The organism is Stenotrophomonas sp. SRS1 (assembly GCF_026130205.1).
GTDB classification, from domain to species: Bacteria; Pseudomonadota; Gammaproteobacteria; order Xanthomonadales; family Xanthomonadaceae; genus Stenotrophomonas; species Stenotrophomonas rhizophila_B.
Genome location: NZ_JAINFD010000001.1, coordinates 1,054,891 through 1,073,482, shown reverse-complemented (window position 1 = coordinate 1,073,482; position 18,592 = coordinate 1,054,891). Strand labels below are relative to the sequence as shown.

Sequence of the window (18,592 nt, the reverse complement as noted above, 5' to 3'; positions counted from 1 at the left end):
CCGAGCTGCAGGATCTGCGCGTTTCCCTGATCCAGGGTGACACCCGCTGGCACGACCCGGCGGGCAATCGCGCGCATTACGGTGCGCTGCTGGCGCCGCTGGCCGGGCAGACCGATCTGGTGATCCTGCCGGAGACCTTCACCAGTGGCTTCTCCAACGATGCCATCGACAAGGCCGAGGGCATGGACGGCCCCACCGTCGCCTGGATCCGCGAGCAGGCTGTGCGGCTGGGCGCGGCGGTCACCGGCAGCGTGCAGCTGCGGGTGGGCGAGGGCGTCTACAACCGCTTGCTGTGGGCCACACCGGAGGGCGAGCTGCAGTACTACGACAAGCGCCACCTGTTCCGTTACGGCGGCGAGCACGAACGCTATGCCGCTGGCCGCGAGCGCCTGAGCGTGGAGTGGAAGGGTTGGCGGATCAATCCGCAGGTCTGCTACGACCTGCGTTTCCCGGTGTTCTGCCGCAACCGCTACAACGTCGAGCGCGCCGACCAGCTGGATTTCGATCTGCAGATTTTCGTGGCCAACTGGCCGTCGGCACGCGCCTATGCGTGGAAGACGCTGCTGCGCGCACGCGCGATCGAGAACCTCTGCTATGTGGCGGCGGTGAACCGGATCGGTGTGGACGGCAACGCGCTGCATTACGCGGGCGACAGTGCGGTGATCGATTTCCTGGGTCAGCCGCAGGTGGAAGTACGCGAGCGCGAGCAGGTGGTCACCACCACCCTCTCGGCAGCGGCTCTGGCCGCGCACCGCGCGCGCTTCCCGGCGATGCTCGATGCGGACAGCTTCAGCCTGCAGGAACGCAGCTGACGGCTGAACGGATGCCGGATGCGCGCGATGCGCATCATCCGCGCCACACGCGCCCGCTGCTAGATTCGGCTCGTTACCCCTTCAGTACGAGCGGACCTGCATGAAGAAGTTCTCCCTGGCATTGATCGCACTGGCCGGCATCTCGGCCGTCCCGGCCGCGCAGGCCGCCGGCAACATTGATTGCGAGCTGCACTACAACCTGGCCGGCTGGTCGGTGCTGTACAAAACCGCCTCGGGTACCGGCACCATCCAGTGCGACAACGGCACCCGCATCCCGGTCAAGATCACCGCCAAGGGCGGCGGCCTCACCGTGGGCAAGTCGAAGATCGTCGACGGCAAGGGCAAGTTCTCCGGTGCCTACTCGGTCAACGACCTGATCGGATCCTATGCGGCCGTTGAGGCGCACGCCGGCGCGGACAAATCCAGCAATGCGCAGGTGATGACCAAGGGCGATGTATCGCTTGCCTTGGCCGGAACCGGAAAGGGCTGGGATCTGGGCGTGGGCGTGGGGCGGTTCACCATCGAACGCCGTTGAGGGGGTAGGACTACGCCATGCGTGGCTGAAAGGCCCATCCGGCATGAAGCGCAGCCATCCATGGGGTGGCTCTACCGAACCGGGTTGATCGCCGCCCGCGCCGACTCAACAAAAAACCCCGGCCGAAGCCGGGGTTTTTTGATCTCAGCGTATCAGTGATCAGCCGCCGCGCGGGCCGCCACCACGGTGACCGCCGCCACCTGGACCACGGCTGCCACCCGGGCGACCGCCCGGGCCGCCGGGACCACGACCGCCGGGGCCACCCGGGCCGCGATTGCCGCCCGGACCACCCGGACCACGGTTGCCACCGGGACCGCCGGGGCCGCGCGCATTGGCGCCACCCGGACCCCGTGCGCCGGGACCACCCGGGCCACGGTTGCCACCCGGACCACCCGGACCGCGGTTACCCGCCGGACGCGCGCTGCCGTACGGGCTGGACCCTGGATTGGCGTGATCGGACGGGAAGCTCGGAGCATTGCCCGGATGACCGTACGGATGGCGGGACGGCCCCTGGCCACCCTGGGCGCCGCGGTTGCCACCGCCACCGCCACCCGGACCGGCAGGACGACCCTGGCCACCGTAGCCGCCGCGGCTTTCGCCACCGCCGGCATAACCGCCACGACCTTCAGCACCGCCGCCGTAGCTGCCGCGACCCGGGCCGCCTGCGCCACCCGGACCCTTCGGCTTGCCGTACGGACGGCCCTGGCCGCCCGCACCTGCGCCGGCACCCGGACCACGCGCGCCGGGACCACGGGCTGCGCCCGGGCCGGCATTGCGGTGACCGCTCGGGCCGGTGCTGACGCCGTCCGGCACGTACCAGCTGCGGAACGCAGCCGGGTTGCCGTCCGGAAGCGCCCGGTTGCCCTTGTCCGGGCGCGCCTTGAACGGGCGCTGCGACTGCTTGGCCGCTGCTTCGCCGCTGACCGTCAGGCCACCCTTGAAGCCGCCGCCCTTGCCGCCGCGGCCACGACCGCGCTCTTCGCGCACGTTGTCGAAACGACGCAGCTCGCGGCCTTCATCGGCCGAGTTGTGGCCGTTGACGTAAGCGTTGCTCCGGCCGCCGTCGCGCGAGACGCGGACGGTGGTCTTGGCGGCGCGGCGCTGGCCGATCACCGGCTGCAGGGTCAGCGCCGACGGGGCGCCTTCTTCCAGCTTCAGTTCGGCGCGCAGCGCTTCAACCTGCTTGGCCGGCAGTTCGACCGACTGGCCACGCAGCAGTTCGCGCGGGAGGCTGACCTTGCCGTAGCGCGTACGCTTCAGGCGGCTGACCTGGCAGCCCTGCGATTCCCACAGGCGGCGGACTTCGCGGTTGCGGCCTTCCTTGACGACCACGCGGAACCAGTCATGCGAATCGGTGCCGCCGATGCGTTCGATCTCGTCGAACTTGGCCGGGCCGTCTTCCAGCGCGACGCCACGGGCGAGGCGGTCGACGATGTTGTCCGGCACTTTCTCTTCGCCTTCCGGGGCGCGCACGCGCACCACGTACTCGCGTTCGACCTCGTAGGAGGGATGCATCATCGCGTTGGCCAGCTCACCATCGGTGGTCGCCAGCAGCAGGCCGGTGGTGTTGATGTCCAGGCGGCCGATCGCGATCCAGCGCGCGCCCTTGAGGGCAGGCAGCGCTTCGAACACGGTCGGGCGACCTTCGGGATCTTCACGCGTGGTCACTTCGCCTTCCGGCTTGTTGTAGGCCAGCACGCGGGAAGTTTCGGTCAGCGCGGTGGCAACGAAGCCACGGCCGTCCAGTTCGACTTTGTCGCCGCTCTTGATCGACTGGCCGGTCTGCGCGACCTCGCCGTTGACCTTGACCAGGCCATCGGCGATGCGCTGTTCCAGCGCGCGGCGCGAACCCAGGCCGGCCTGCGCCAGCACTTTGTGCAGGCGCTCTTCGAGCTTGGGCTGTTCGGAGGCGGATTCGCGCTTGAGCGAAAGCTTGTTCAACGACGGCTTGCGGGGGGTGTCACTCATTTACTTGGCTCCGGCCGGCAACGGGTGCGTCGGCCTCTGGTTCGGGATCGGCTTCGTCAACAGCCACGGTCGTCTTCGCGACGGCGTTGTTTTCGGTTTCGTTCTGGGGCGCCGCGCGCTCTCCCGGCGCGGTATCGGGTTCGCCATCGCTGGCGGTCGTATCCGCGTCGTCGTCGGCAAGCGACAACGGCGCATGGGATGGGGTGTCGGAGGCGCCCGCATCCGCGGAGGCCTCGCTATTGTCCGTATCTGCCGGTTGCTCCGCCAGCCGCGCCGAGGCCAGCGCCACACGGGCGGCCAGCCGGGCTGCGCCCGGGTCCGCCGGGCCGGCGGGCTCGGCCGGCGCCAGGGGCGTGTCGTCCTTGGCGGCGTCACTGTCCGGCTCGGCATCCGGTGTCGCAGCGCCTGCGGCCAGGCGACCGGCCGGTTGGCCTTCGTTGTCCAGCGGCAGCTGCGGTTCCAGCTCACCCAGGTCGCGCAGCTCGGACAGCGGCGGCAGTTCGTCCAGGCGCTTGAGCCCGAAATAATCCAGGAAGCCCTTGGTGGTCCCGAACAACGCCGGTTTGCCGGGCACGTCGCGGTGGCCGATCACGCGGATCCATTCGCGTTCTTCCAGGGCCTGGATGATGTTGCTGCTGACCGCGACGCCGCGGACCTGTTCGATCTCGCCGCGGGTGATCGGCTGGCGGTAGGCGATCAGCGCCAGCGTTTCCAGCGTGGCACGGGTGTAGCGGGTCTTGCGTTCGGTCCACAGCCGGGTGATGTAGCCATGCACTTCACTGGTGACCTGGAAGCGGAAGCCGGAGGCCACTTCGACCAGTTCGACACCACGGTCGTGGCAGCCCTCGCGCAGCAGCTCCAGCGCGCGTTCGATGCTGCCCGGCGGTGCCGGTTCCTCTTCCGGGAACAGGCCCTGCAGCTGCGCCAGCGCCAACGGCTCACTGGCCGCCAGCAGGGCGCCTTCGACAATACGGTTGATCAGTGCTTGATCCATGCGTGGGTCGGGTACTCAGTCGGATTCGTTGGCGGCGTCGGCGTCGTCGAACTCGCTGTTGAACTGCAGCGGTTCGTTGGTGTTGCCGGCGGCCAGGGACTTGACGTAGATCGGCGCCAGCGGAGCTTCCTGGACGATGTCCAGCAGCTGTTCCTTGGCCAGTTCCAGCAGGGCCAGGAAGGTGACCAGCACCCCCAGCTTGCCTTCTTCGGCGGTGAACAGCGTTTCAAACCGGTAGAACCTGCCATCTTCCAGACGGCCCAGCACGTCGCCCATCCGTTGGCGCACGCTCAGCGCCTCGCGTTTGATCGCGTGGCCGGTGAACAGCTCGGCGCGCTTGAGCACGTCGTGCAGTGCCATCAGCATTTCCTTCAGATCCACCGGCGGCGGCAGCTTGACGGCCGCGCGGTCGGGGACGAAGGCATGGACCACGGTGGTATCGCGGTCCTGGCGGGGCAGGCTGTCGATGTCCTCGGCGGCCTGCTTGAAACGTTCGTACTCCTGCAGCCGGCGGACCAGCTCGGCGCGCGGATCGGCTTCCTCGCCCTCCACGCTGGGCGGCCGCGGCAGCAGCATCCGCGACTTCACTTCGGCCAGGATCGCCGCCATCACCAGGTACTCGGCCGCCAGTTCGAAGCGCAGCTCCTGCATGACGTTGATGTATTCGACGTACTGACGGGTGATCTCGGCGACCGGGATATCCAGGATGTCCAGGTTCTGCCGGCGGATCAGGTACAGCAGCAGGTCCAGTGGACCCTCGAAGGCATCCAGGATGACTTCCAGTGCGTCCGGCGGAATATACAGGTCCTGCGGAATCTGCAGGACCGGTTGTCCATGCACCACGGCCAGCGGCATTTCCTGCTGCTGTGGGGCGGGCACTCGGGTTGGCGGGTTCGCGTCGAGCGCGAGTTCGGCAGTCATCAAATAGACGTCAGTATTGCAACGGACCGGTCGCCGCACCACGCCAGCGTCCGGAACAGCCGGGCGGCAGGATGGCAAGCCATGACACGCCTGGGTCGGCGCGATTCCACACTTCAAACAGCAAGGCGCGCCGCGACGGGCAGCGACAGAACTACGGGGAGGTCGTCTACGTGTGCTGGTGTGGGGCAGTGGATCGGTCGTCGGTCGGCGGTGGAGCCGGTTGCCGACGGGGCGCTGCGTCCAGCCACGTGCAATGGACATAAGACTACGGGGTTGCCGCGCCAGTGTCCAGCCGGCCCCGCTAGAATGCCCGGGATTGATTCAACAAGACCTCGGAGTTGCCCGTGTGGTATGTGATTGAAGGCTATGACGGCACCGATGTGCTGGCCGCCCGTCTGGCGTCGCGCCCAGCCCATCTGGCCCGGCTGCAGGCCCTGCAGGACGAAGGACGGCTGCTGCTGGCCGGCCCGTGCCCGGCCATCGACAGTGAGGATCCCGGCCCGGCCGGCTTCAGCGGCAGCGTGGTGATCGCCGCGTTCGATTCGCTGACCCACGCCCAGGACTGGGCCGCCGCCGATCCTTATGTAGAGGCGGGCGTCTACGTGCGCGTCCAGGTGCGTCCGTTCCGCAAGGTGCTGCCATGAACCGGGTCGAGCGCATCCGCCAGGCACTGCAGCAGGCGCTGGATCCGGAGCTGCTGGAGGTCAAGGACGACAGCCACCGCCACGCCGGCCATGAGGGCGCGCGTGACGGCCGGGGGCACTTCAAGGTGCACGTGGTCAGCGCAGCGTTCGAAGGAAAGCTCCCATTGGCGCGCCATCGGGCCGTCTATGCGGCCTTGGGCGCCATGATGGAGACCGATATCCACGCGTTGTCCATTCGCGCCGAGACACCGGTCAAAAACCGCTGAAACCCTTGTCCCGCCTTGTCCTGGTCAGTCCCGAACGGGTCGCCCATGGACAGCTTTTGGTTACCGCCGTACGACAGGAGACTAACGTGGTGTTTACATCCGGGTTTGAAAACGCTTACATTCCGCGCCAAGCCCAGATCTCTAAGCCGTGGAGGGCGGCGAAGTGAACAAGGCAGCGATCACTATCAAAGATGTCGCCCGTGAAGCCCGTGTCTCTGTTGCCACGGTCTCGCGCGCACTCAATGGCCATGAAAATGTTGCCGAGCCCGTGCGCAAGCTGGTGCTGGAGGTGGCGGCGCGTCTGCGCTACACCCCGCATGCAGCGGCCAGGAGCCTGAGCAGCCGACGGACCAACACCATTGGCGTGGTGTTGCCCGATCTCTATGGCGAATTCTTCTCCGAACTGATGCGCGGCATCGATGGGGTCGCCCGCGAGCGTCGCCAGCATCTGCTCGTGTCCAGTTACCACGGTGACCAGGAGCAGCAGGGCGCGGCCCTGCGTGCCATGCGCGGTCGTGTCGATGGGTTGCTGGTGCTCTCACCGTATGCAGAGAGCCCGGGTTTCCTCACCGACAACCTGCCGCAGTCGTTGCCCACGGTGCTGATCAATACCTATCTGCCCGAGCAGGATCATCCGGTGCTGAGCATCGATGACCATGCCGGTGCGATGACCATGACCCGCCACCTGCTGGACGTCGGGCATCGGCGCATCGCCTTCATTTCCGGTCCGGACCTCAACTACGACGCCCGTGAGCGCCTGCGCGGATTCCGCGATGCGCTGGCGGCCTTCGGCGATGCTGCCCAAGGTATCGAGTTGCCCGGTGACTTTGACGAAGCTTCCGGCCATCGCGCCGGACAGGAGTTGCTGGCAGCCGGCACGCTGCCCGATGCGGTGTTCGCCGCCAACGACATGATGGCGCTGGGGTGTCTGTATGCGTTCGCGCAGGCAGGTGTCCGTGTGCCGACCGATGTCGCCTTGGCGGGTTTCGATGACATTCCGCTGGCACGTTTCGTTCACCCATCGTTGACAACGATGCAGGTGAGTATCGCCGACCTCGGCGATAAGGCCGCGACGCGCCTGTTGCAGTTGATGGATGGCAAGAACACGGAAGGGGAGGGTGACAAGCAGACGCTCGTGCCAACCCTGATCGTGCGTGATTCAAGCAAGCCCAGAAACGAGCCGTAGGTCACGACCGTTGGTCATGACGCCTTAAAACAACGCAGTACATAAAACGACAGGGGCCGCAAAGACGGCCACCACCACCCGGAGAGTTACATGACGTATTCCAATCACCGCAATCGCGCACCCGCACGCAGCCTGTTGGCCAGCGCGCTGGTCACCTGCCTGATGCTGGGCGCCGCCCCGAGCGTCATGGCGCAGTCGGCCACCTCGTCGCTGCGCGGCCAGGTCGCTGATACCGCCGCCGGTACCGAGGTCACCGCGACCAACGTGGCCAGCGGCACCGTGCGCCGCGCCACCACCCGTGCCGATGGCAGCTACTCGCTGATGGGCCTGGATCCGGGCACCTACGACGTCGTGGCCAATGGCCAGACCCAGAAGGTGACGGTCACCGTGGCCTCGGCCGCGACCCTGAACTTCAGCGGCGCGCCGGCCAACGGCAGCACCGCCAACGCCACCAACCTGGACACGGTCAACGTGGTTGCGCCGACCCTGCTGCAGGAAGTGCGCACCTCCGAAGTGGGCAAGACCGTCAGCCTGCAGCAGATCCAGACCACCCCGCAGGTGTCGCGCAACTTCCTGGAATTCGCCGACGCGGTGCCGGGCCTGATCTTCACCCGTGATGCCAAGGGCAACACCTCCCTGCGTGGCGGTGCCACCAACTCCGATGGCACCAACGTCTACATCGACGGCGTGGGCCAGAAGAGCTACGTCAAGGGCGGCGGCGTGGCCGGCCAGTCCGGCAGCGCCGGCAACCCGTTCCCGCAGCTGGCGATCGGCGAATACAAGGTCATCAGCGGCAACTACAAGGCCGAGTACGGCCAGGTGTCGAGCGCGGCCGTGACCGCTGCCACCAAGTCCGGTACCAACGAGTTCAAGGGTGAAACCTTCTACCGTTATACCAACGAAGACATGCGCGCCAAGACCCCGGCTGAGCGTCAGGCTGGCCAGACGAAAGAGGCATCGGCCGAGAAGGAATACGGTTTTGCATTGGGTGGTCCGATCATCCAGGACAAGGCCCACTTCTTCGTGACCTATGAAGCCAAGCGCTTCGACCTGCCGGTCACCATCGCGCCTGACGGCGCGGTCGGCCCTGCTGCCGCGCTGCTGCCGCCCGAAGGCGCCGCCGGCCTCGGCCCGGCCAGCCAGCCGTTCCAGCAGGATCTGATCTTCGCCAAGGTCGACTTCGAGCCGACCGACAACGATCGCATCGAGCTGACCTTCCAGGACCGTGATGAAACCCAGTCGCAGTTCAGCGGCCAGACCGCCCCGGAAGCCGGCCGTGAAGTGGTCAATACCGACCGTCGTTACGCCCTGCGCTGGAACCACAGCGGCGAGCGTTACTACAACGAACTGATGGTCACCCACGAAGACTCGTTCAACAACCCGACCCCGCTGACCCTGGCCAACGGCATCACCTACACCGCACCGGACGGCACCGAAGACCGCACCGTGGTGAAGATCGGTGGCGCATCGGCGCTGGATTCGCAGGTAAAGGGCCAGAAGGGCTGGTCGATCGAAGACAACCTGACCCTGGATGGCATCCAGTGGGCCGGCGATCACACCATCAAGATGGGCGCCAAGTACAAGCAGATCGACCTGTACGCATCCGATGCGGCGCAGATCAATCCGACCTTCACCTACAGCCTGGGTGATCCGGACTTCCCGTCTTCCATCCCGTACAAGGCGCAGTTCGTCAAGCCGGTGACCGGCGTGTCGGGCGTGTCGGGCGAAGTGCGTTCGAAGTCCAAGCAGATCGGCCTGTTCATCCAGGACGACTGGCAGGTCAACGACCATCTGCAGCTGAACCTCGGCCTGCGTTGGGATTACGAGAAGACCCCGTCCTACCTGGACTTCGTGACCCCGCAGCAGGTGGTCGACGCGATCTACTCGCAGGATCCGCGTGCGGCCGCTGGCCAGACCTACGCCGATTCGCTGGCGCTGGGTGGCCTGAACATCGGCGATTACATCAGCACTGGCCGCAACCGCAAGGCGTTCAAGGATGCCTGGCAGCCGCGCCTGGGCTTCTCGTATGACATCAATGCCGACGAGCAGCACGTGTTCCATGGTGGTGCCGGCCGTTCGTACGACCGCGACCTGTTCGACAACCTGCAGCTGGAAACCACCAAGCTGGCCCTGCCGCAGCCGACCATCTACTTCCGCAACCCGTCGACCGGTACCTGCATCAACGGCCAGGCCGCCTGCTATGACTGGAACCCGAACCTGCTCAACGGGATCGGCAACCTGCAGACCCTGGTCGGTTCGACCAGCAATGCCGGTCTGGAAGTCGATCTGCTGAACAACAACCTCAAAGTGCCGTACTCGGATCAGTTCAGCTTCGGCATGAGCAACCAGGTCGGTGAGTGGCTGACCGATGCCACCATTTCCCGCACCCTGAGCTACGACGGCTTCGCCTTCACCCTGGGCAACCGTTACCCGACCGGCCAGTTCTTCGATGACCCGCGCCTGTGCGGTGGCACCGACCCGGGCCTGAGCCAGGCCTGGAGCTGCAACGTGCCGGGCTTCGGCAGCCTGATCATCGGCCAGCAGGGCATCAAGACCCGTGCGACCCAGGTCCTGCTGTCGGCGCAGAAGCCGTTCACCCAGGAAAGCGGCTGGGGCACCTCGGTGGCCTACACCTGGACCACCGCGCGCCACAACCGCGACATCAACGAGAAGTACGCGTTCGACCGCGGCCTGATCGAGGACTACCCGACCATCCGTTCCAACGGCGCGCCGCGCCACCGCCTGGTGGTCACCGGTTCGTACGCGGGCTTCTGGGGCATCACCTTCGGTGGCAAGGTCACCCTGGCCACCCCGACCGCCGTCAACGACTGGTACCCGGTGCCGCAGGCCAGTGGCTACGACCTGCCGACCCCGCAGGCGGCTGTGCCCAATGCCAATGGCAAGTTCCTGCTGGGCGGCAAGATCTTCGGCTACCGTTCTGTCGATCTGCAGGCCACCAAGACGTTCAAGATGGCCGGCGATACCGAGCTGTACGCGCGTCTGGACATCATCAACGTCTTCAACTTCGACAACTTCGCGACCTACAACTACGTCAAGAGCAACGGCAAGCTGCAGGCCAGCTACAACGAGACCGGCGATATCGTCGGTACGCCGCGCCAGGTGAAGGCCGAAGTCGGCTTCCGCTTCTGATGCAGCACACGGCCCCGTCTTCGGACGGGGCCGGTTTCATGGCAATGGCTGGCCTTCGGGCCAGTCCATTGTCCAGGCCGGTGCCACGGAGGGTGGCAGCGGCCTGGGCAATGACCCGCGGCTTTGGACCACGCCTGCGTGGTTTTTTAAGGACGCGTTCTGTAAACGATTTCAGGTCATTGGACGTTATGCTTCCCAGTCACGAACAACGCACAAGGAGTTGGCCCATGCAGGCACGCCACCTGTTGACCGCTGCGACGATCAGTCTCGCCGCCGTTGCCTGCCAGCCGCAGGCCCAGCAGGAGCCCGCCAAGCCCAAGCCGCCGGTGATCCTGGTCGAGGCGGATGTGCCGCCGCGGCCGATGAAGCCGGAGCTGCCGCCGCTGTTCGACGATATCGAGCGTCGTACCTTCCAGTTCTTCTGGGATACCACCAACGAAGTGAACGGGCTCAGCCCGGACCGTTACCCGTCGCGTCCGTTCGCCAGCATCGCTTCGGTCGGCTACGCGCTGACCGCCTATCCGATCGGCATCGAGAACGGCTGGGTCAGCCGCAATCAGGCGATCGACCGGACCCTGCTGACGCTGAAGTTCTTCCGTGACCTGCCGATGGGCCCGCAGCGCACCGGCAAGGGCGGTTACAAGGGGTTCTACTACCACTTCCTGGACATGCAGGAAGGCCGCCGTTACGACAGCTGGGTGGAACTGTCCAGCGTGGATACCGCGCTGCTGATGATGGGCGTGCTGTTCGCCCAGTCCTACTACGACGGTGACGACGCGCGCGAAAAAGAGATCCGCGAGATCGCCGATACGCTCTACAAGCGCGTGGACTGGCCGTGGCTGCAGCAGCGCGCGCCGCTGATCTCGATGGGCTGGTTCCCGGAGAGCGGCTTCATCGACCACGACTGGATGGGCTACAACGAGGCGATGATGGTCTACATCCTCGCGCTCGGCTCGCCGACCCACCCGGTCAGCCCGGACGCCTGGACGGTCTGGACGCGCACCTACGACAACGACTGGGGCGTCTACCAGGGCCAGGAATACCTGTCCTTCGGGCCGCTGTTCGGCCACCAGTACACGCATGTGTGGGTGGACTTCCGCGACATCCAGGATGCCTACATGCGCGAGCGGGGCAGCACCTACTTCCTCAACAGCCGGGCAGCCGCCCTGGCGCAGCGTGAGTACGCGATCGCCAACCCGATGAACTGGAAGGATTACGGCCAGAACGTGTGGGGCCTGACCGCCAGCGACGGCCCGCAGAACACCACCCAGGAATACCGTGGCGAGCAGCGCCAGTTCCGGCATTACTCTTCGCGCGGCGCCGGCCTGCGCGAGAACTTCGATGACGGCACGATCGCGCCGACCGCGGCGATCTCCTCGATCGTGTTCGCACCGGAAGAAGTCATTCCGGCCGCGGTGGAAATGCACAAGCGCTATGGCGATTACATCTATTCCAGCTACGGCTTCCTGGACTCGTTCAACCCGAGTTTCAACTACGACATCCCGATCAAGACCGGTCGCCTGGTGCCGGATCGCGGCTGGGTGGCCAGCGACTACATCGGTATCGACCAGGGCCCGATCCTGACCATGATCGCCAACTACCGGAATGATTTCGTCTGGGATGTGATGAAGAAGAATCCGCACATCCGCAAGGGCCTGGAACGCGCCGGTTTCACCGGTGGCTGGCTGACGCCGGAAGGCGAGGATCAGCCGATGGAACTGCAGAAAGATGAAAAGGCGGCCTCGGCCCGCTCGGTCGGCATCGCCGAATCGCGTGCGGCCGCGGCGCAGGAACAGAAAAACAATTCCAATTCGAACCGCAACCAGCAGCAGGGGAAGTAAGCAGTGCCATTGTCGTCGCGCCCGAAGCTGGGGTTGAGTCTGTTGCTGCTGATTGCCGGCAGCCTGTTGTTGAGTGCCTGCCGGAAAGAACCGGAAGGGGTCACGGTGCGTTTCTGGGCCATGGGCCGCGAGGCCGAAGTCGTCACCGGCCTGGTGCGCGAGTTCGAGGCGGAAAATCCCGGCATCCATGTCGATGTCCAGAACATTCCGTGGACGGCCGCGCATGAAAAGCTGCTGACCGCGTTCGCCGCCGAAGGGCTGCCGGACGTGTGCCAGCTGGGCAATACCTGGATCCCCGAGTTCGCCGAACTCAATACCCTGACCCCGCTGCAGCCCTACGTGGCGCAGTCCAAGGTCGTTGACCCGGCCGACTACTTCCAGGGCATCTGGGACACCAACGTCATCCACGACGAACTGGTCGGGGTGCCGTGGTACGTGGACACGCGCCTGCTGTATTACCGCAAGGACCTGCTCGCCAAGGCCGGCTACGACCACCCGCCGCGTACCTGGGCCGAGTGGAACGAGATGATGGCGGCGATCAAGACGATGCAGGGCCCGAACCGCTACGCGGTGCTGATGCCGATCAACGAGTTCGAGCAGCAGCTGTCCTTCGCCCTCCAGCAGCCCGATCCGCTGCTGCGCGATGAAGACACCCGTGGCAATTTCAGCAGCCCGGGCTTCCGCAGGACGCTGGGCTTCTACGAGAACATGTTCGCGCAGGGCTGGGCCCCGCGCATGTCCGAGACGCAGATCTCCAACGTCTGGGACGAGTTCTTCCGCGGCTTCAACGTGTTCTACGTGTCCGGCCCCTGGAACATCCGCGAGTTCAAGAAGCTGCAGCCCAAGGAATTGGAAGGGCAGTGGGGCACGGCCGCGCTGCCGGGTCCGGATGGCCCGGGTGCGGGCATCGCCGGCGGGACCAGCCTGGTGATCTTCCGCGATTCGAAGCAGAAAGAAGCCTCGTGGAAACTGATCGAGTTCCTGTCGCGCCCGGCGATCCAGGAGCGCTTCCATTCGATCATTGGCGACCTGCCGCCGCGTCGCAGCACCTGGGAATATCCCTCGCTCGCCAACGACCCATTGGCGCAGCCGTTCCGCGACCAGCTCGAGCGGGTCAAGCCGACCCCCAAGGTGCTGGAGTGGGAGCGGATCGCCCAGGAAATGCGGATCACCACCGAACAGGTGGTGCGTGGTGGCCTAGACCAGGATCAAGCAGTGAAAGAGCTGGACGAACGCGTGGACAAGGTCCTCGCCAAACGCCGCTGGATGCATGAGCAGCACCGGCAGCAATCCTCCGGGGCGAGCGACACGGCGCACTCCAGTGCGGTGGCCACGGAGGCGGCACCATGAAGCAGCGTTCGCTTGCCGGCTGGATGTTCGCCGGTCCGGCCATTCTGGTCATCGCCGTGTTCTTCGGCTTGCCCGTGTTCTCGGCGCTGGCGCTGAGCATCACCGATTTCGACCTGTACGCACTGGCCGACGGTGACAACCTGCGCTTCGTCGGCCTGGGCAACTACATCGATCTGCTGCAGACCCCGATGTTCTGGAAGTCGCTGTGGAATACCACGTACTTCGTTATCGTCGGCGTGCCGCTGTCGATCGCGGTGTCGTTGGGTGCGGCGATCCTGCTCAATGCCCCGGCCGCCCGCTTCAAAGCGTTGTTCCGTACCGCGCTGTTCGCCCCGGTAGTAACCACCCTGGTCGCGGTGGCGGTGATCTGGCGTTACCTGTTCCATACCAGCTACGGCCTGGTGAACTACGGCCTGGGCCATCTGGGCATCAGCCCGATCGACTGGCTGGGCGACCCGAACTGGGCGATGCCGACCATCATGCTGTTCGCGGTGTGGAAGAACTTCGGCTACAACATGGTGATCTTCCTGGCCGGCCTGCAGGCGGTTCCGCATGACCTGTACGAGGCCGCGCGTATCGACGGTGCCTCGCGCTGGAAGCAGTTCCTGCACATCACCCTGCCGATGCTCGGCCCGGTGCTGCTGGTGGTCGGCGTGATCACGGTGTCCGGCTACTTCCAGCTGTTTGCAGAGCCCTACGTGATGACGCGTGGCGACCCACTGCAGAGCACCGTCAGCGTGCTGTATTTCATGTTTGAAGAAGGCTTCAAGTGGTGGAACCTGGGGCGCGCCTCCGCGGTGGCGTTCCTGCTGTTCCTGATCATCCTGGGCGTGACCAGCATCATGCTGCGTTTCGGCCGCAAGAGGCAGTTGGTATGAGTCGTGAAATCGGTCAATCGCGCTGGCATGCCTGGTGGGTCAATGGTGGCCTGGTGGTGCTGGCGGTCCTGAGCCTGGCGCCGCTGTTGTGGATGCTGTCGGTGTCGTTCATGCCGACCGGCGAAGCGGCGCATTTCCCGCCGCCGCTGCTGCCGTCCTCGCTGACCACCGCGAACTACCATGAGTTGTTCGCACGCACCGGCATGGCCAACAACTTCGTCAACAGCCTGATGGTGTCGCTGGCCATCACCTTCGGCTCGCTGCTGCTCAACACCATGGCCGGCTATGCCTTCGCCAAGCTGCGCTTTGCCGGCCGCGAGCGCATCTTCCAGCTGCTGCTGGCCGCGCTGGTGATCCCAGCGCAGGTGGCGATGCTGCCGCTGTTCCTGCTGATGAAGCAGCTGGGCCTGGTCAACAACTTCGGTGGCGTGATCGTGCCGGCGCTGGCGACGGTGTTCGGCATCTTCCTGGTCCGCCAGTACGCCCGTTCGATCCCGGACGAGCTGCTGGAAGCGGCCCGCATCGACGGGGCAGGGGAGCTGCGGATCTTCTTCCAGATCGTGCTGCCGATGCTCAAGCCGGTGCTGGTGACGCTGTCGATCTTCACCTTCATGGCTGCCTGGAACGATTTCATGTGGCCCTTGATCGTGTTGACCGATCAGGAGCACTACACTCTCCCGGTGGCCCTGGCCACGCTCTCGCGCGAGCACATCATGGACGTTGAAATGATGATGGCCGGCGCGGTGGTCACGGTAGTTCCGGTGCTGCTGCTGTTCCTGGCATTGCAGCGTTATTACATCCAAGGTCTGTTGCTGGGGAGTGTCAAAGGGTGAAGCATGCCGTCGTCGCGGTGGGTCTGGGTCTGGTCTGGTCACTGGCGGCCTCGGCCGCACCGCCGGCGACGCCGGTGTTGCCCGCACCCAAGGTGCTGGACAGCTTCGATGATATGACCCCGTGGAAGCTGGTCGTCTCCGATCAGGTCAGCGGCTCGCTGCGCAGCGTGGCCGGTAGTGGGGGTGGCCGCGCGCTGTGCGTGGATTACGACTTCCACAACGTGTCCGGCTATGTCGGCATCCGCCGCGAGCTGGGCATCCAGTACCCGGAGAACTACCAGTTCGGCTTCCAGCTGCGCGGCGACTCGCCGGCCAACGACCTGCAGTTCAAGCTCATCGACGCCAGCGGCGACAACGTGTGGTGGGTCAACCGCCCCGGCTATGCCTTCCCCAAAGCCTGGACGCCCGTGCAGTACCGCAAGCGCCAGATCGACAAGGCCTGGGGTCCGGAGACCGACAAAACGCTCAAGCGCAGCGCCGCGGTGGAATTCACGATCTACAGCAAGGTCGGCGGCAAGGGCACGGTCTGTTTCGACCGGCTCACGCTGCAGGGCCTGCCCGCCGCTGACACCTCTTCGCTGAGCCCGTCGGTGATCGCCGATACCGCCACTGCGCTGCAGAACCGCATCGTCGATGGCAAGCCGGACACGGTCTGGATCAGTGGCGGCGTGGCCGAGCAGACCATCAGCCTGGACCTGCACAAGGTGCGCGAGTTTGGCGGGGCGGTGATCGAATGGCTGCCCGGGCTGGAGGCCACGCGTTACGTGGTGCGTTCGTCGGCCGACGGCCGCACCTGGAACACGGTGCGCGAGGTGACCGCCGGTGGGGGTGCCCGCGACTGGTTGGCGCTGCCGGACACGGAGGCGCGCTACCTGCGCTTCGACCTCAAGGGCGGCCCGAGCTGGCGCTACGGTATCCGTGACATCACGCTCAAACCGCTCGACTTCGCTGCAACCCCGAATGATTTCGTCCGTTCGGTCGGTGCCGACCTGCCGCGCGGTTCAGTGCCCCGCGGCTTCACCGGTGAGCAGCCGTACTGGACGCTGCTCGGACTGGATGGCGGCCGCGAGCAGGCGCTGATCGGTGAGGACGGTGCGCTGGAGGTGGCCAAGTCCAGCTTCAGCCTGGAGCCGTTCGTGCTGGTCGACAACAAGCTGCTGAGCTGGGCCGACGTCAAGACCAGCCAGTCGCTGCAGGATGATTACCTGCCGATCGCCAACGTCGGCTGGACCCACGACAAGGCTGGCCTGCAGGTGACCGGCTTCGTGCAGGGCACGCCGGACAACGCGCAGCTGGTCGGTCGTTACACCCTGCGCAACCCGGACAAGGTCGCCCACGAGTACACCCTGGCCCTGGCCGTGCGCCCATGGCAGGTGAACCCGCCGACCCAGTTCCTCAATACCGTCGGCGGCGTCAGCCCGATCAACAACCTGTCCTTCGACCCGACCCATGTCGACGTCAACGGCACGCCGCGGCTGTACCCGGCGCAGGCACCGGACGTGGCGTTCGCCACCGCGTTCGACAGCAAGCTCGACGTGGTGCACCTGGCCAGCGGCAAGCTGCCGGCGACCACCGAGGTCAAGGATGTCACCGGCCTGGCGTCGGGCGCGCTGCTGTACCGCTGGAAGCTGGAGCCTGGCCAGAGCCGCGAGGTCGCCATCGTGCTGCCGCAGACCGGCAACTGGGTGATGCCCAAGGCCTTCGATGCGGCCAAGGCGCAGCAGCAGGTCGCCTCGATGTGGCGGACCAAGCTGGACCAGGTGACGCTGCAGGTCCCGGCGGCCGGCAAGCCGCTGGCCGATACGCTGCGCACCTCGCTGGCGCACATGCTGATCTCGCGCATCGGCCCCAGCCTGCAGCCGGGCACGCGTTCGTATTCGCGCAGCTGGATCCGCGATGGCGCAATGATTTCCGAAGGTCTGCTGCGCATGGGCCGCAGCGATGCGGTGCGGCAGTACGTGAACTGGTATGCGCCGTATCAGTTCGACAATGGCAAGGTGCCGTGCTGCGTGGATTCGCGCGGCAGCGACCCGGTGCCGGAGAACGACAGCCATGGCGAGCTGATCTTCAACATCGCCGAATACTGGCGCTACACCGGTGACACCACCTTCCTGGAGGTGATGTGGCCGCACGTGCAGGGCGCCTACCAGTACATGGAGCAGTTGCGTCTGAGCGAACGCACCGAAGAAAACCGCGCGCGCAACCCCGCCTTCTACGGGATGATGCCGGTCTCGATCAGCCACGAAGGCTATTCGGCCAAGCCGATGCATTCGTACTGGGACAACTTCTGGGCGCTGCGCGGCTACAAGGACGCGGCGATCATCGCCAGCACGCTCGGCAAGGCCGAAGCGATGCAGATCAGTGCGTCGCGCGATCAGTTCCGTGACGACCTGCAGGCGTCGCTGCTGGCGGCGACCGCGCAGCACAAGATCGACTACCTGCCCGGTTCGGCCGAGCTGGGCGATTTCGACGCGACCTCGACCACCATCGCACTGGCGCCGGCCGGTGAGCAGGGGCGCCTGCCGCAGCCCTACTTGAACAACACCTTCGAGCGCTACTGGAGCGAATTCGAAGCGCGCCGCGATGGCAAGCGTGAGTGGAAGGACTACACCCCGTACGAGTGGCGCAACGTGGCCGCCTTCGTGCGCCTGGGCTGGCGCGACCGCGCCTGGCAGGCGACCGAGTTCTTCTTCAAGGACCGTGCACCGCAGCCGTGGAACCAGTGGGCCGAAGTGGTCTCGCGTACGCCGCGCAAACCGTTCTTCCTGGGTGACCTGCCCCACGCGTGGGTGGCCTCGGACTTCGTGCGTTCGGCATTGGACATGTTCGCCTACAGCCGCGACATCGATGACAGCCTGGTGCTGGCCGCCGGCGTGCCGTCGCGCTGGCTGGAAGGCAAGGGTGTTGGCGTGCAGGGCCTGCGCACCCCGAACGGGCAGCTCAACTACGCGCTGATCCGCAACGACAAACAGCTCACCCTGACCGTGTCGGCTGGCCTGGTGCCGCCGGCCGGTGGCGTGGTGCTGCCGTGGCCCTACAGCGGCGAGCCGGGCGCCACCACCGTCAATGGTGAGCCGGCGGAATGGGTGGGCGGCGAACTGCGCGTGATGCAGGTGCCGGCCAAGGTCGAGATCGAGATTCCGGCGTCGGTACGCCGGGCGGAACGCAAGGCACCGTAATGCGGCAGATGACGATGATGAGGCGCGGCCTGCTG

The 18,592-nt window shown here is 65.8% G+C and carries 14 protein-coding genes; 11 read left to right on the top strand and 3 right to left on the bottom strand.

From position 1 onward, the window contains the following. Positions 1–5: 5 nt before the first annotated feature. Together K4043_RS04725 and K4043_RS04720 are read left to right on the top strand one after the other, a co-directional pair. Positions 6–812 (top strand): amidohydrolase, encoded by an 807-nt coding sequence (locus tag K4043_RS04725; protein WP_265308551.1) that lies wholly within the window; start codon positions 6–8, stop codon positions 810–812. 100 nt (positions 813–912) lie between these two features. Further along, the gene (locus K4043_RS04720; RefSeq protein ID WP_123730749.1) at positions 913–1,347 is read left to right on the top strand and encodes a hypothetical protein; all 435 of its coding nucleotides are present in this window, start codon (positions 913–915) and stop codon (positions 1,345–1,347) included. A 159-nt stretch (positions 1,348–1,506) separates the two neighbouring features. Here the strand turns inward: K4043_RS04720 and K4043_RS04715 are convergent, their stop codons facing one another. Genes K4043_RS04715 through K4043_RS04705 form a run of 3 tightly spaced genes read right to left on the bottom strand, consistent with a single transcriptional unit; the run spans position 1,507 to position 5,230 of the window. Continuing rightward, complete coding sequence (locus K4043_RS04715; RefSeq protein WP_265308358.1) at positions 1,507–3,315, bottom strand: pseudouridine synthase; 1,809 nt, start codon at positions 3,313–3,315, stop codon at positions 1,507–1,509. Next, a complete protein-coding gene (gene scpB / locus K4043_RS04710) occupies positions 3,308–4,309 on the bottom strand; it encodes an SMC-Scp complex subunit ScpB (protein WP_265308357.1) in 1,002 nt (333 codons plus the stop codon). Before scpB ends, K4043_RS04715 begins: the two co-directional genes overlap by 8 nt. Positions 4,310–4,324: 15 nt before the next feature. Beyond that, positions 4,325–5,230 (bottom strand): ScpA family protein, encoded by a 906-nt coding sequence (locus tag K4043_RS04705; protein WP_123730752.1) that lies wholly within the window; start codon positions 5,228–5,230, stop codon positions 4,325–4,327. 344 nt (positions 5,231–5,574) lie between these two features. Here K4043_RS04705 and K4043_RS04700 point away from each other — a divergent pair, with 344 nt between their 5' ends. The 9 genes from K4043_RS04700 (at position 5,575) to K4043_RS04660 (ending at position 18,557) form a co-directional block, all read left to right on the top strand. Next, on the top strand, positions 5,575–5,874 hold the full coding sequence (locus tag K4043_RS04700) for a YciI family protein (protein WP_019182875.1): 300 nt from the start codon (positions 5,575–5,577) through the stop codon (positions 5,872–5,874). Next, on the top strand, positions 5,871–6,140 hold the full coding sequence (locus K4043_RS04695) for a BolA family protein (protein WP_265308356.1): 270 nt from the start codon (positions 5,871–5,873) through the stop codon (positions 6,138–6,140). The genes K4043_RS04700 and K4043_RS04695 overlap by 4 nt, the downstream gene beginning before the upstream one ends. Positions 6,141–6,288: 148 nt before the next feature. Continuing rightward, a complete protein-coding gene (locus K4043_RS04690) occupies positions 6,289–7,326 on the top strand; it encodes a LacI family DNA-binding transcriptional regulator (RefSeq protein WP_123730754.1) in 1,038 nt (345 codons plus the stop codon). Between the two features lie 90 nt (positions 7,327–7,416). Next, entirely contained in the window at positions 7,417–10,476 is a 3,060-nt protein-coding gene (locus tag K4043_RS04685) for a TonB-dependent receptor (RefSeq protein ID WP_265308355.1), read from the top strand. 227 nt (positions 10,477–10,703) lie between these two features. Further along, positions 10,704–12,317 (top strand): glucoamylase family protein, encoded by a 1,614-nt coding sequence (locus tag K4043_RS04680; RefSeq protein WP_265308354.1) that lies wholly within the window; start codon positions 10,704–10,706, stop codon positions 12,315–12,317. A gap of 27 nt (positions 12,318–12,344) precedes the next feature. Next, complete coding sequence (locus K4043_RS04675; RefSeq protein WP_265308549.1) at positions 12,345–13,667, top strand: sugar ABC transporter substrate-binding protein; 1,323 nt, start codon at positions 12,345–12,347, stop codon at positions 13,665–13,667. Next, entirely contained in the window at positions 13,664–14,545 is an 882-nt protein-coding gene (locus K4043_RS04670) for a sugar ABC transporter permease (RefSeq protein ID WP_265308353.1), read from the top strand. Before K4043_RS04675 ends, K4043_RS04670 begins: the two co-directional genes overlap by 4 nt. Then, positions 14,542–15,378 carry a carbohydrate ABC transporter permease gene (locus K4043_RS04665; protein ID WP_123730759.1) on the top strand — a complete coding sequence of 279 codons (837 nt, stop codon included), beginning with the start codon at positions 14,542–14,544 and terminating at the stop codon, positions 15,376–15,378. Before K4043_RS04670 ends, K4043_RS04665 begins: the two co-directional genes overlap by 4 nt. Continuing rightward, a complete protein-coding gene (locus K4043_RS04660) occupies positions 15,375–18,557 on the top strand; it encodes a discoidin domain-containing protein (RefSeq protein ID WP_265308352.1) in 3,183 nt (1,060 codons plus the stop codon). The genes K4043_RS04665 and K4043_RS04660 overlap by 4 nt, the downstream gene beginning before the upstream one ends. Positions 18,558–18,592: the final 35 nt, after the last annotated feature.